The following is a 13679-nucleotide window of genomic DNA, read 5'->3' on the forward strand; positions in this document are numbered from 1 at the left end:
TCCATGCCCGAACCCGTCCGCCACGTCGTCTTCGACATCGGCAAGGTCCTCATTCACTACGACCCGGATATTCCGTTCTCGCGCATCATTCCCGACGACGAGGCACGCCGCTTCTTCTTCGAGAACGTGTGCACGCACGAATGGAACCTCGAACAGGATCGCGGGCGCGCCTGGGCGGACGCGGAGGCCGAAGCGATCGCCCGCCATCCCGACCATACGGACGAGATCCGCGCGTTCCGCAAGCACTGGCACGAGATGGTGCCGCACGCCTATGACGGTTCGGTCGTCGAGCTTCGCGCGCTTCTTGCCGCCGGTCACGACGTGACCATGCTGACGAACTTCGCCTCGGACACGTTCCGCGAGGCGCAGCAGCGTTTCGCGTTCCTGAACGAGTCGCGCGGCGTGACCGTTTCCGCCGAGGTCGGGCTCATCAAGCCCGATCGCGCAATCTACGACCGTCATGCCGAAGCCTTCGGCCTCGATCCCGCCGCAACGCTGTTCATCGACGACAGCATGCCCAACGTAAGGGGTGCGCGCGAGGCCGGGTGGCAGGCCGTGCACTTCACCGATTCCGGGACGCTGCACCGCGATCTCGTGGAAAACGGCCTGCTGTAGGCGATCTGCGAAGGTCGACGCCGCTCGCGGTCAGCCGGCTTTCGCCATCTCGCGTCGCACGACCTCGCGCAGTTCGTCGATCGGCGCAAGCCGGCCTTCGGGTGTGCGAAAGTGCCAGAACGTCCAGCCGTTGCAGGCGTCGAGACCCTGTACACGCGCGCCGGTCTTGTGGATCGAGCCCGCTTCGCCGTTGGCGACGAGCGTCCCGTCGGCGCGCACGACTGCGGCATAGCGCTCCCGCGCATCGTGGAGAACGGTGCCGGGCGCGACCAGTCCGGATTCCAGAAGAACCGTAAAGGCGACGCGCGGTGCGCTCCGCTTGCCGGGCATCACCTGCAGTTCCGCCTTGCCGAGCGGCTCGACGGCGGCGATGCGTGCGGCGGCCGCATCGACATAGGCCTGTTCGCGTTCGATGCCGACGTAATGCCGGCCGAGCCGCTTGGCGACGGCGCCCGTCGTGCCCGATCCGAAGAAGGGGTCGAGCACGAGGTCGCCCGGCTTGGAAGACGCCATGAGCACGCGGGCGAGCAGGGCTTCGGGCTTTTGCGTCGAATGCACCTTGCGGCCGTTCTCGTCCTTCAGCCGCTCCCCGCCCGTGCAGATCGGGAAAAGCCAGTCCGAGCGCATCTGCACGTCGTCGTTGCCCGCCTTCAACGCTTCGTAGTTGAAGGTGTAGCCGCGCGCATCGCGGTCGCGCGTCGCCCAGATCATCGTCTCGTGCGCGTTCTGGAAGCGACGGCCGCGAAAGTTCGGCATCGGATTGGTCTTGCGCCACACCACGTCGTTGAGGATCCAGAAGCCGAGATCCTGCAGCGTCGCGCCGACGCGGAAGATGTTGTGGTAGGAGCCGATCACCCAGATCGTTCCCGTCGGCTTGAGCACGCGCCGGCAGGCGAGCAGCCACGCGCGGGTGAAGGCGTCGTAAGCCTCGAACGAGGCGAAGCGGTCCCATTCGTCGTCGACGGCGTCGACATGCGACTGGTCGGGCCGCTGCAGGCCGCCGCTCAGTTGCAGATTGTAGGGCGGATCGGCGAAGACGACGTCGACGGACCGGTCCGGCAGCGCCTCCAGCGCCGCGACGCAATCGCCGCGGATGATGGTGTCCACGGTTTCGCGTTCCGGGGAGAGCTCGGCAGGCGACGCGATGCGGGACATGAAAACCTCGGGCGAGATACGCAGAACAAAAATCTCGACCCATGGTTACCCATGGTGGTTACCATTCCCTGAAGGCGGGAACGCTTCCGCCACGATCGTGCCACGAAAACGAACGTCGCCTGCCCTTCCGCCCGACACGTTTCGGCCCGCCCCCGCACGAAACCGGGGCAGGCCGAAAGCGAAATCAACGGCATGCGGGGCACCGCGTCAGGCGGCAGCACGCTCCTTCAGGATCGCCGGATCGAAGGCCGGCCGCGTGAAGATCTCGCGCAGCAGCGGCTCGAAATGCTCCAGCGGCTTCGACGGGTAGTCCGGATCGAAGGCCGCCTGGTCCCAATCGCGGCAAAAGCGCATGCACGTCTCGTAGTACGGATTGTCCTTGTGGCTCTCGTGCATGTCCGTCGGCTCGCCGATCTTGTCGCCATAGAACTGCATCTGGAACAGACCGTGCATCTCGACCGCCCAGGTCACCTCTTCGCGCACGTAAGGCCGGATGATGCTGGCGGCGAGCTGGGCGTGGTTGTAGGGCGAGAGATCGTCGCCGAGATCGTGGATCAGTGCGGCCGCGACCAGTTCCTTGTCGGCGCCGTCTTCCTCGGCACGGGTCGCCGCCTGCAACGAGTGCTCGAGCCGCGAAACCTTGTACCCCTCGAGCGAGTGTTCGAGCGCGCGCAGGTGATCCATGATGCGATCGGGCAGTTCGGCTACATGCTTGCGCTCGAGCCGGTCGAGAAGCGCGTAGTCCTCGGTGGTGCCGTTTTCCATGCGGGTAAAGCTGACGGTTTCCATCAGGCGGCCTCCGTTCGTTCGGTTTTCGTGGCGGACAGCATGCGATAGAGGCTCTCCGGCGCATCGCGGTCGATATAGCATCCCTGCAGATGGCGCATACCCTCGCTCGGGTCGTAGCCCGTTCTACCGTGCAGGACGCGGTTGTTGTCGAACATCATCAGTTCGCCGGGCTTCAGCGTGAAGCGCAGCTCGAAGCGGGCGTCGCCGAGAAGCTGGCCGAGGCGCTGGCGCGCGCGATGGAAGGCGACCATCGTTTCCGCATCGAGCAGCGGCGTCTCGTCAAGGCGCGGGCTGTAGTGGATGCCCGTCGGGCAACCGTCGTGATCGGTCTCGATCATCGGATGGCGATCGTAAAGATGCGTGTCGGGATCGCGGAAGCGGAAGCCGACGGGGATCTCGGTCAGCAGCCGGTAGCCGTCCGGATCCTCCTTTCGCATCCGTTCGCAAACCGAAAGGCTGTCGACCAGCGTCGACTGCCCGCCCGTCGTCTCGTTGACGAGGCAGTGCAGGAGCTGGATGCCGGGAACCGGATCACGATAAGGATTGTCGGTGTGCGGGGCGAGCGGCACCGGGCGATAGGCCAGATCGTTGGAGACCGGTCGCGAATAGACCTCGAAATACGAGCCGAAATTCGTCTCGCGCACGAAGCCGAAATGACGCGCGACCGAAAGGATCGAATTGCGCTCGGTCGGCGTGTTCCGCAGGATCACGAAGCCGCGCTCGAGAAACTGGCCGAGACACCGGCGCGTCTCGGCGGCGGACGCTTCGAGGCGCTGCCAGTCGTGGATCTCGCCCGGCCCCTCTTCGGCGAGCCAGGAACGCCGTTCGACGGGGCTCGCGTCGCCGTCGATGCCGAGCGCGAGGTCGGCGAAGCGGAAATCGCTCGTGAAGCCGTCGCTGAACGTCGCCGTAAACCCGTCGGCCTTCGCCGCGACGTCCGTCAGGGAAAGATCCGCCGGCAATTCGTGCGGGTTGAAGAAGCGCTGTCCGGTGGTGGCGTCGCGTGCCGCCTCGTCCAGCGTGCGTTCGCGCAGCCAGAGGGCGGGAAGCACCTGCCGGCCGTTGGCGGTCGCGACCGTCACGGTCGCGTCGGCAAGTTCGAAATCGTTCGCGGAAATCATCGTCGTCCTCGGTCGATCGATTGCGGTCGAGGACGAAAATGACGCCGATGCTGCGTACGAAAAAGCTGACAACGGCTTATGCAGCATATAAGCTTGGCTTATGAAAACACTGAACAAACGTCTGCCGCCGCTGAACGCGCTCGTCGCCTTCGAAGCGGTGATGCGCACGGGTACCGTGACAGCCGCGGCGCGCGAACTCGGCACGAGCCAGCCGGCCGTCTCGCAGCGCCTGCGGACGCTCGAGGAAGCGCTCGGCACGACGCTCTTCCATCGTGCCGGCCGTTCGCTGAAGGCGAGCGACGCCGCGCGGCGCTACGCGAGCGAGATCGCCGAGGCGCTGGAGGCGATCGCGGCGGCCAGCGAAACGGCGAAGGGTACGGTCCGCGCGAGGGCGCCGCTCGTCATCTCGGCGCCTTTCGGGTTCACCCATCTGTGGCTCGCACCCCTCCTGCCACGGCTCGAGACCGCCTTTCCGCAGATCGACATCGTCGCGCGTGCGGAGGACGCGCCGCATGCCGCGGGCCAGCGCAAGCCGGACCTCGACGTGCGCTTCGGCGAGATGACGGGGCCGGCCGCGAGCGCCTATTTCCTCATGCACGAGGTTGCCCAGCCGGTCTGCAGCCCGGACTTCGCGACCCGTCACGCGCTTTCCGGCACCGCGACGCCGGCTCGCCGCCTCGCAGACCTCCCGCTCCTCCATCTCGACGAGGAGGATCCGCGCTGGTGCAACTGGCCGGCCTGGTTCGCTGCCAACGGCGTCGGCGATTTCCATGCGACGCCACGGCTCTTCTACAACAACTATCCGCTGATCGAGCAGGCCGCAGCCGAAGGCAAGGGCATCGCGCTTTGCTGGCGCGGCATCGTCGAGCCGATGCTCGACGCCGAACGGCTGGTGACCGCCGGCCCGGTCTTCTTCCGTCGCGACTGGGGCTATTGGCTGCACGTCGCCACGCCGTCCGACACGCGCGGCCGTGCCGTCGCCCTGTGGATCCGCGATGCCGCCCGAAACGACAGCGACCGCGTACTCGCACGCTGCGGCCTCGCGGTCTCGGGCTGACACGGACGGAAGCTTGATAAGCCTTCGTCGCCCCTACCGCCCCCCGGCTTCATCGCCGAACGTCACTCGCACCGCCTCTGCCGTGGTCGACGGCGGCGTCCAGCCGAGCGTTTCGCGGATGCGGTCGATCTGCACCGCGCTCGGTTGGAGAAGCCGCGCGGCGAGCGCGCCCGCGCCGGGTATGGAACGGCTCGCCACGGCGAGCGCGGACGGCACGACGGCGAATCGGGGAGCGCGTCCCTGCGCCTTGCCGATCAGTTCGGCAAGCGCACGCACGCTCGTCGCGCGCCCGTCGGCGACGTTGAAGACCCGGTCGCTCGGACTTTCGTCGTCGAGGCAGGCGAGGACGGCATCGACCATGTTTCCGACCGCGAGCACGCTTCGCTCGGCGGGCTCTCTCACGACCGGAACGGGCACGCCGGTGCGCACGGCCCGCGCGAGAAGCCCGAGCAGACCCGTGCGCTCGACACCGTAGATCATTGGCGGCCTCAAGACAGTGAGCCGGGTGCCGGAGCCTTCGAGTGCCGCAGCGATGGCCGCTTCGGCCTCGGCCTTCGAAGCGCCGTAGGGATCCGCCGCGCGCAACGGATCGCTTTCGGCGAACCGGCCGATGCCGCCCGTCGCATAGGCGCGGATGGAGCTTGTAAAGACGATGCGCTTAACCCCCGCGGCGGCGGCCCGGGCGGCAAGGCGCGCGCTCGCCTCCACGTTGACGCGCCGGAACGCGGCCGCGTCGCGCCGCGCACGGAAAGCACCCGGCGGCGGGTTGTGGGCGGCGAGGTGGACGAGCGCCTGCGCGCCTTCGAGCACGGCCGGCCAGTCGGCGGCCCGTTCGAGATCGGCGCGCGTCGCCAGCCCCCCACCCGAACGCGAAACCGCCCGCACGGAACGGTGCTCCGCCCCCAACCTTGCGACGAGATGGCGGCCGACGAAACCGCTGGCACCCGTGACGACGATCATCGCTGCTCCTTGCGTTTACGCTCTTCCGGGTGCGAACCACCCCTGCGGCGTTGTCTCGCCGGCGCCGATCCTGTAGGCGTTCGGCCTTTCGATGCAACAAGGGGCCCGAACCATCATGGCCGGATTCGACCTCATCATCTTCGATTGCGACGGCGTGCTCGTGGATTCCGAGATCATCGCCGCAAAGGTCGAGGCCAAGCTTCTGACCGATGCCGGACACCCGATCGAGGCGGAGACCGTGATGCAGCGCTACGCCGGCATGACGTGGAAGGACGTGCTGCTCGCCATTGAGAAGGAGGCGGACCATCCCCTTCCCGCCACGCTCCTCAAGGATTCCGAGCGCATCCTCGACGAAAAGCTCGCCCGCGAGGTCCGTGCGATCGAAGGCGTCGGCCAGGCGATCGCGCGCATCGACCTGCCGCGCTGCATCTGCTCGAACTCGGCCCAGCACCGCATCGAGGCGATGCTCAAGCGCACCCGGCTGCTGCCCGTCTTCGAGCCGGACATCTTTTCGGCCAAGGACCTCGAAGGCGTCGAGCCCAAGCCTGCGCCGGACGTCTACCTCCATGCCGCGCGGCAAATGGACAAGGACGCCGCGGCGACCGTCGTGGTCGAGGATTCGGCGCACGGGGTGCAGGCCGCGCGGGCGGCGGGCATGCGCGTGGTCGGCTTTACCGGCGGCGCCCACACCTGGCCCTCGCATGCCGACGTGCTGACGGAGGCAGGCGCCGAAACGGTCATCAACCGCATGCGCGACCTGCCGCCGACGGTCGAAGCCCTTTCCGCGTGGTCGGAGCCGGTGTGAGCCGGCCCTACGGCGTATCGTAGGGGCCCGTGTCGAAGCCGACGAAGACCTGCGCGGACGTCGTCTCGGCGAGCGTCAGCGGCACGTCGTGCGTGAACAGGAACTGTTTGGCGGAACTCGTCGGCACCGTCGTCTTGTACTGCGTCAGCTTGGAATAGAGCACGTTGCCGTTGTCGCCGATGACCGCCACGCGGATCGGCATCGTCACCGGGCCCGAACCGCCTGCGGGACCGGCGATCACGCGGCCGGCGGCACCGACCTTCATCGTCACCTGATTGCCGTTCACGCGGCACTCGCGCGAGGCCTGGTCGATCGAAGCCTGGCGGACGACCGCCGAGTCCGGCCCCTTCTTCGCACCGCCCTTGTAGGTGCGGTAGGAGGACGTCCCCTCGCGCAATTCGACCTTCGGGCAGGTGCCGCGCACGATCGCCTGGCCGCCCGTGTCGCCCGCCGAGGCCACCGTGTTCGTGCCCGCGGACCCACCGAAGGTCGAACAGCCTGCCACGACCGTCAGCACCGACAGCGCCGCGGCGATCCTCACCGTATTGGACTGCATTCCAGCATACCCCATTCCAGCACATCCCATTCCGGCGGATCCCGTTCCGAGAGATCCCGGCCGCTCGACCGGTTGCATCTGGCCGGACCCTCCGTCCGGCGGTGGAAGCCGGGCCTTTCCCGACCCTTTCGCGTGGTCTATACCAGCGCCCGCGCGAAAAATCGATTGCCCGGTGCGAACGTCGAACACGAACCGGGTCCGATTCGATCCCGCGCCCTACCGGGAGTTCAGCGACGTGCATTACGTATCCACCCGCGGCGAAGCGCCGAAAGCCGGCTTCGACGATGTGATCCTCGCGGGTCTCGCGCCGGACGGCGGGCTCTACGTACCCGAAAGCTGGCCGCAATTTTCGCCCGACGACATCCGTGAGATGCGCGGCGCCTCCTACGAGACGATCGCCGAACGCGTGATCGCCCCCTTCGTCGGCGACACGATCGACCCGGAAACGCTGCGCGCGATGATTCGCGAGGCCTACGCCACGTTCCGTCACCCGGCGATCGCACCGCTCGCCCAGTCGGGTGCGAACACGTTCCTCATGGAACTCTTCCACGGGCCGACGCTCGCCTTCAAGGACGTGGCGATGCAGCTCCTCGCTCGGCTGATGGATCATGTGCTCGCCGAACGCGGCGAACGCGCGACGATCGTCGGCGCGACGTCGGGCGATACCGGAGGTGCGGCCATCGACGCCTTCGCCGGCTCGAACCGTACCGACGTCTACATCCTCTTTCCCGAAGGCAAGGTTTCGCCCGTCCAGCGTCGCCAGATGACGACGCATGGGCGCGACAACGTCCACGCGATCGCCGTGAAAGGCGATTTCGACGACTGCCAGAGCCTCGTGAAGGCGATGTTCAACGACCGCGCCTTTCGCGGCGAGGTCGGCCTTTCCGGCGTCAACTCGATCAACTGGGCCCGCATCATGGCCCAGATCGTCTACTACTTCACCGCCGCCGTCACCCTCGGCGCCCCGGAACGTACCGTCTCCTTCACCGTGCCGACCGGCAATTTCGGCGACATCTTCGCCGGCTACGCCGCAAAGCGCATGGGCCTCGGGATCGAACGCCTCGTCATCGCCACCAACGAGAACGACATCCTCGCCCGCGCGCTCGCGTCCGGGCGTTACGAAAGACAGGGCGTCGTCACGACCACCTCGCCGTCGATGGATATCCAGGTCTCGTCGAATTTCGAGCGCCTGCTGTTTTGCGCCGGCGGCGAGGATCCCGCCGCCGTGCGCACGGCGATGGACGGGCTCGCGCAGGCCGGCGCCTTCACGATCGATCCGGCGGCGCTGCGCGAAATCCGTCGCGACTTCTCGGCCGGGCGCGCCGGCATGTGCGAGGCGGACGCCGTGATCCGCGACGTCGCGACACGCACCGGCGCGGTCCTCGATCCGCACACGGCCGTGGCACTGACGGTCGCACGTGATATGCCTGCAAGCCGAACGCCGATGGTGGTGCTTTCCACGGCCCATCCGGCGAAGTTCCCCGATGCCGTGAAGGCGGCGTGCGGCATTGACCCCGCGCTGCCGCCATGGCTTTGTGATCTGATGAACAGGGAGGAGCAGTTCGACGTCCTGGCGAACGATCTCGACGCGGTTCAGGCGCTGATCCGCAAGACCGCCCGCGCTGGCGACGCGAATGCCCGATGATGCGATGAACGTAGAGAGTACCCGCCTCGCGAACGGCCTGACGGTCGTCACCGACACCATGCCCGGCATCGAGAGCGTCGCGATCGGCGTATGGGTCCGGTCCGGCTCGCGCAACGAGGGCGAGGCCGAGCACGGCGTCGCCCACCTCCTCGAACACATGGCCTTCAAGGGCACGCGCAAGCGTACCGCCCGGCGCATCGCCGAGGAGATCGAGAACGTCGGCGGCGAGATGAACGCCTCGACCTCGACGGAGACGACCGCCTATTACGCCCGCGTCCTGAAGGACGACGTGCCGCTCGCCGTCGACATCCTCGCCGATATCCTCACCGAATCGCTTTTCGACGAAGAGGAACTCGCGCGCGAGCAGAACGTCATCCTGCAGGAAATCGGCGCGGCGAGCGATACGCCCGACGACATCGTCTACGACCATTTCGCCGAGACCGCTTTCCGCGGCCAGACGATCGGCCGGCCGATCCTCGGCACGCCGGAAACCGTGCTTTCGTTTACGCCGGCACAGCTTCGCCGGTATCTCGAGACGCACTACACGGCCGATCGGCTGATCGTCGTCGCCGCCGGTGCGGTCGACCACGACGATCTCGTCGAGCAGGTCGAGCAGCGCTTCCGCTCGCTCGCGCCGATGCCGGCCAACACGCCGGACCTGACGCCGGCCGTCTATACCGGCGGCGATTTCCGCCACGAGCGCGAATTGATGGACGCGCAGGTCCTCATCGGCTTCGAGGGCCGGCCCTACCACGCGCGCGACTTCTACGCCTCGCAGGTGCTCGCCAACATCCTCGGCGGCGGCATGTCGTCCCGCCTCTTCCAGGAAGTTCGCGAACTGCGCGGGCTGTGCTATTCGATCTACGCCTTCCACTGGGGCTTTTCAGACAGCGGCATTTTCGGCATTCACGCCGCCACCGGCTCGAAGGACCTGCCGATCCTCGTTCCCGTCATTCTGGACGAGTTGCGCAAGGCCACCGGCGACATCGACCAGAGCGAGATCGAGCGTTCGCGCGCGCAGATCCGTGCCGCTCTCCTCATGTCGCAGGAAAGCCCCGCGGCGCGCGCCGGCCAGGTGGCGCGCCAGATGCTGCTCTACGGCCGGCCGATCTCCAACGATGAACTGATGGACCGTCTCGAAAACATTACGCCCGGGCGGCTGACCGATCTCGCCGGCAGGCTCTTCTTCGACACGACGCCCACCTTCGCCTCGATCGGGCCTCTCGAAGGATTGATGGACTTCGACGCCGTCTCGGGTACGCTCTCGACCGGAACGACGGCTACCGCGGCCGCCGGCTAGCGCGCTTCGCAACCTTATTGAATTACGCCTGGCGCTCTATTCCTTCGTTTTGCGCATTGTTCGCGGCGCCAGACTGGATCAGTCTGGCTGGAAAATGCTTCGGGCCCGAAACGACGACGACATGACGAAATCGATGCTCCGCTTCCTATCCCGGCCGGCAGACGATGTCGTGCTCCAGGATCGACAGGTGTATCTGCGCGTGCCCCTCATGGCGGATTACCCCGTCTGGCGCGATCTGCGGGAATCGAGCCGGAGCTTTCTGGAACCCTGGGAGCCGACCTGGCGTACCGACGACCTCACGCGTTCGGCCTTCCGGCTTCGCGTGCGCCGCCACCACCGGGACCACGTGCAGGGAACGGCGCTTCCGCTGTTCATCTTCCGTGCCGACGATCACGCGCTTCTGGGCGGCATCACGCTCGGCCATATCCGGCGCGGCCCGGCGCAATCGACGATGATCGGGTACTGGATGGGCGCCCCGCATGCCGGCCACGGCTTCATGCGCGCGACCCTCGAACTGGTTATCCCCTACGCCTTCGACACCATGCGCTTGCACCGCATCGAGGCCGCCTGTATCCCCGACAATGCGCGAAGCATCGGTCTTCTCGAAAAGGTCGGATTCGGGCGCGAAGGCTATCTGCGTAGCTATCTGAAGATCAACGGCGCATGGCGCGATCACGTCCTGTTCGCCCGCCTCGCCGAAGAGCAACGAACCGCGAGGAAAGCGTCTTCCGTGAACGAACACCGCAAGACGATCGCCGGATGACACGGACGGACCGCCTCTTCCGCCTTACCGTTCCCGCCGCGGCGCTCACCCTCGCGATCGTCCTTCTCGGCCTCTTCGTCCGGCCTGCGCTCGCGCTCGAGCCCGTACGCATCACCGGCAACGAGACCGCGCTCGATCTCAGGCCCTTCACCCATGTCGAGCACGATCGCGGCAGCGCCTTCCAGACCTCGACGGCACCCGGTCGCGACGGCATCGTCCGGCGCATCGAGGTGCGCGCCGACGACGACCACCATTCCGGCGACTGGGCGGTCTTCGCGCTCGCCAACACCTCCGACCAGCAGATCGACCGGCTGATCGTTGCGCCGCACTTCAGGCTTGCCGGTTCGCGCGTGTTCGATCCCGATCTCGGTTCCGAGCGCATCGAGACGATCACCCCTTCGGAAGGCTTCGCGCTCGACCGCCAGCAAAGTGCCGACACCGACATCTTCCATCTCACGCTCAATCCGGGCGCGGTCGTCACCTTCGTCGCCGAACTGGATTCGCCGCGCCTGCCGCAGCTCTATCTGTGGTCGCCGGAGGCCTACAAGGACACGCAGAACGCCTTCACCCTCTACCACGGCATCGTGCTCGGCATCGCCGGCGTCCTCGCCGTCTTCCTGACCATGCTCTTCGTCGTGAAGGGAACGTCGATGCTGCCGGCGGCAGCCGCGCTCGCCTGGGCGGTGCTCGCCTATGTGTGCATCGATTTCGGCTTCCTGTCCAAGCTCGTCGTGGTGACGCCGCTCGACGAGCGCATGTGGCGAGCCGGCAACGAGGTGTTCATGGCGACGGGCCTGCTCGTCTTCCTCTTCACCTATCTGAGACTCAACCGCTGGCACACGCCGCTCACCTACGTCGCCTTCACCTGGCTCGCCGCACTCGGCTGCATCTTCGCGACCGTCTTCTACGATCCGTCGCTCGCGGCCGGGCTGGCGCGCGCTTCCTTCGCCGCGACGGTCGTCGCCGGCATCGCCCTCATCGCCTATCTCGGCATGCGCCGCTACGACCGCGCGATCATGCTCGTGCCGACATGGACGCTGCTCGTGTGCTGGTGCGTCGGCGCCTGGTTCGTCATGTCGGGCCGGCTTTCCAACGACATCGTCCAGCCGGCGCTCGGCGGCGGCCTCGTCCTGATCGTGCTTCTGATGGGCTTCACGGTGATGCAGCACGCATTCGCGGGCGGCGCCATCCACCAGGGCCTCTTCTCCGACCTCGAACGCCATTCCCTGGCGTTGACGGGCGCGGGCGACACCGTCTTCGACTGGGACGTCTCGCGCGACCGCATCACGACGATCCCCGACGTCTCGCTGGCGCTCGGCCTTACCCCCGGCACCTTCGAGGGCCCCGCGCGCAGCTGGCTGCCGCACATGCACGAAGAGGACCGCGACAGCTTCCGCGGCGCGCTGGATCTCGCGCTCGAACATCGCAAGGGCAGGCTCGTCCACCAGTTCCGCCTGCGCAGCCACGACGCCCATTATCGCTGGTTCGCGCTGCGTGCGCGGCCGGTGCTCGGCGCCAACGGCGAGGTCATCCGCTGCGTCGGCACGCTGATCGACATCACCGAGCACAAGACCGCCGAGGAGCGCCTGCTGCACGATGCCGTGCACGACAACCTGACCGGCCTGCCCAACCGCGAACTCTTCCTCGACCGGCTGAACGCCGTCGGTTCGCTCGCCGAGGCGGAGGCGCGGGTGCGCCCGACGATCCTCATGGTCGACATCGACCGCTTCAAGCAGGTCAACGATTCGCTCGGCATGGCGGCTGGAGACACCATCCTGCTGACGCTCGGACGCCGGTTGCAGAAGCTCTTGAAGCCGCACGACATGCTGGCGCGTTTCGGCGGTGACCGCTTCGCGATCATCCTGCTTTCGCGCACCGAGCCCGGACGCGTGGCCGAGTTCGCCGAATCGATCACCCGGGCGGTCCGTCAGCCGATCGCCTACGCCAAGCGCGAGATCATCCTCACCGCCTCGGTCGGCCTCCTGACGTGGGTCGAACGCAAGGCCTCGGCCGCAGAGCTCGCCAAGGATGCCGAACTCGCCGTGGCGCAGGCCAAGCGCCAGGGCGGCAACCGCATCGAGCCTTTCCGTCCCGCCTTCCGCGCGATCAGCACCGATCGCCTGCAGCTCGAGACCGATCTCCGCCGGGCGATCGAGCGGGACGAACTGACGATGGCCTACCAGCCGATCGTCGATATCCGAAAGGGCACGATCGCTGGCTTCGAGGCGCTGATGCGCTGGGAACATCCCCGCCGCGGCGCGATGCCGGCCGCCGACTTCATCCAGGTTGCGGAAGAGTGCGACCTGATCCACCAGCTCGGCCGCTTCGCCTTCACCCGTGCCGTCGAAGACCTCAAGCGATGGCAGGCGACGCATGGCGAACGCCCCGTCTTCGTCTCGGTCAATCTTTCGAGCGCGCAGCTCCTGCGCCAGGATCTCGACGCCGATATCCGGGCGATCCTCGAGGAGGGCGGCTGCAGCCCGTCGCAGTTCAAGCTCGAACTGACCGAAACGCTCGTCATGCAGAACCCGCAGCAGGCCGCCGTCGTATTGGAACGACTGAAGGCGATGGGCATGGGGCTCGCGCTCGACGATTTCGGCACGGGGCATTCCTCGCTCGCCTATCTGACGAGCTTCCCCTTCGACACGCTGAAGATCGACAAGGCGCTGGTTCGCGATACCAGCGACAAGCGAGAAGCGCTGATGAGGTCGATCATCGCCATGGCGAGCGACCTCGACATGCGCATCGTCGCCGAAGGCGTCGAATCGCATGTCGACGCCGAACACCTCGCCGATCTCGGCTGCACCTGGGCCCAGAGCTACGTCTACGGTGCACCGGCCGACGCCGAGCACACGGCTGCCCTGCTCGCCGAGCATCCGCCGCTCGCGGCGACGGGCTAAGGACAGCCACGCG

At 67.0% G+C, this 13679-nt stretch carries 12 protein-coding genes; 7 read left to right on the plus strand and 5 right to left on the minus strand.

Translation table 11 applies throughout. From position 1 onward, the window contains the following. Positions 1 to 3: 3 nt before the first annotated feature. Positions 4 to 615 (plus strand): HAD family hydrolase, encoded by a 612-nt coding sequence (locus tag FJU11_RS08925; protein ID WP_141166697.1) that lies wholly within the window; start codon positions 4 to 6, stop codon positions 613 to 615. A gap of 30 nt (positions 616 to 645) precedes the next feature. Here FJU11_RS08925 and FJU11_RS08930 read toward each other — a convergent pair whose 3' ends face one another. The 3 genes from FJU11_RS08930 to FJU11_RS08940 form a co-directional block, all read right to left on the minus strand. Beyond that, positions 646 to 1770 carry a site-specific DNA-methyltransferase gene (locus FJU11_RS08930; RefSeq protein WP_141166698.1) on the minus strand — a complete coding sequence of 375 codons (1125 nt, stop codon included), beginning with the start codon at positions 1768 to 1770 and terminating at the stop codon, positions 646 to 648. A 207-nt stretch (positions 1771 to 1977) separates the two neighbouring features. Further along, complete coding sequence (locus FJU11_RS08935) at positions 1978 to 2559, minus strand: HD domain-containing protein (protein WP_141166699.1); 582 nt, start codon at positions 2557 to 2559, stop codon at positions 1978 to 1980. Next, positions 2559 to 3680: a TauD/TfdA family dioxygenase gene (locus FJU11_RS08940; protein WP_181408111.1), complete on the minus strand. Its 1122-nt coding sequence runs from the start codon at positions 3678 to 3680 to the stop codon at positions 2559 to 2561. The genes FJU11_RS08935 and FJU11_RS08940 overlap by 1 nt, the downstream gene beginning before the upstream one ends. A 100-nt stretch (positions 3681 to 3780) precedes the next feature. Here FJU11_RS08940 and FJU11_RS08945 point away from each other — a divergent pair, with 100 nt between their 5' ends. Further along, the gene (locus FJU11_RS08945) at positions 3781 to 4737 is read left to right on the plus strand and encodes a LysR family transcriptional regulator (RefSeq protein WP_141166701.1); all 957 of its coding nucleotides are present in this window, start codon (positions 3781 to 3783) and stop codon (positions 4735 to 4737) included. 33 nt (positions 4738 to 4770) lie between these two features. Here the strand turns inward: FJU11_RS08945 and FJU11_RS08950 are convergent, their stop codons facing one another. Next, positions 4771 to 5697, minus strand: coding sequence for an NAD-dependent epimerase/dehydratase family protein (locus FJU11_RS08950; RefSeq protein ID WP_141166702.1), 927 nt, complete (start codon positions 5695 to 5697; stop codon positions 4771 to 4773). A 115-nt stretch (positions 5698 to 5812) separates the two neighbouring features. On the opposite strand from FJU11_RS08950, the gene FJU11_RS08955 reads away from it, so the two are divergent. After that, positions 5813 to 6502, plus strand: coding sequence for an HAD family hydrolase (locus FJU11_RS08955; protein WP_141166703.1), 690 nt, complete (start codon positions 5813 to 5815; stop codon positions 6500 to 6502). A 7-nt stretch (positions 6503 to 6509) separates the two neighbouring features. Here the strand turns inward: FJU11_RS08955 and FJU11_RS08960 are convergent, their stop codons facing one another. Beyond that, entirely contained in the window at positions 6510 to 7073 is a 564-nt protein-coding gene (locus FJU11_RS08960; RefSeq protein ID WP_235890945.1) for a hypothetical protein, read from the minus strand. Between the two features lie 220 nt (positions 7074 to 7293). Here FJU11_RS08960 and thrC point away from each other — a divergent pair, with 220 nt between their 5' ends. The 4 genes from thrC (at position 7294) to FJU11_RS08980 (ending at position 13666) form a co-directional block, all read left to right on the plus strand. Further along, a complete protein-coding gene (gene thrC, locus FJU11_RS08965) occupies positions 7294 to 8703 on the plus strand; it encodes a threonine synthase (protein WP_141166704.1) in 1410 nt (469 codons plus the stop codon). A gap of 4 nt (positions 8704 to 8707) precedes the next feature. After that, a complete protein-coding gene (locus FJU11_RS08970) occupies positions 8708 to 10003 on the plus strand; it encodes a M16 family metallopeptidase (protein ID WP_141166705.1) in 1296 nt (431 codons plus the stop codon). Between the two features lie 121 nt (positions 10004 to 10124). After that, positions 10125 to 10766, plus strand: a complete 642-nt coding sequence (locus FJU11_RS08975) for a GNAT family N-acetyltransferase (RefSeq protein WP_141166706.1) — start codon at positions 10125 to 10127, stop codon at positions 10764 to 10766. After that, positions 10763 to 13666, plus strand: a complete 2904-nt coding sequence (locus tag FJU11_RS08980) for a putative bifunctional diguanylate cyclase/phosphodiesterase (protein ID WP_141166707.1) — start codon at positions 10763 to 10765, stop codon at positions 13664 to 13666. The genes FJU11_RS08975 and FJU11_RS08980 overlap by 4 nt, the downstream gene beginning before the upstream one ends. Positions 13667 to 13679 lie beyond the last annotated feature (13 nt).

Origin of the sequence: Pararhizobium mangrovi (assembly GCF_006516965.1) — a bacterium.
GTDB lineage: Bacteria > Pseudomonadota > Alphaproteobacteria > Rhizobiales > Rhizobiaceae > Pararhizobium_B > Pararhizobium_B mangrovi.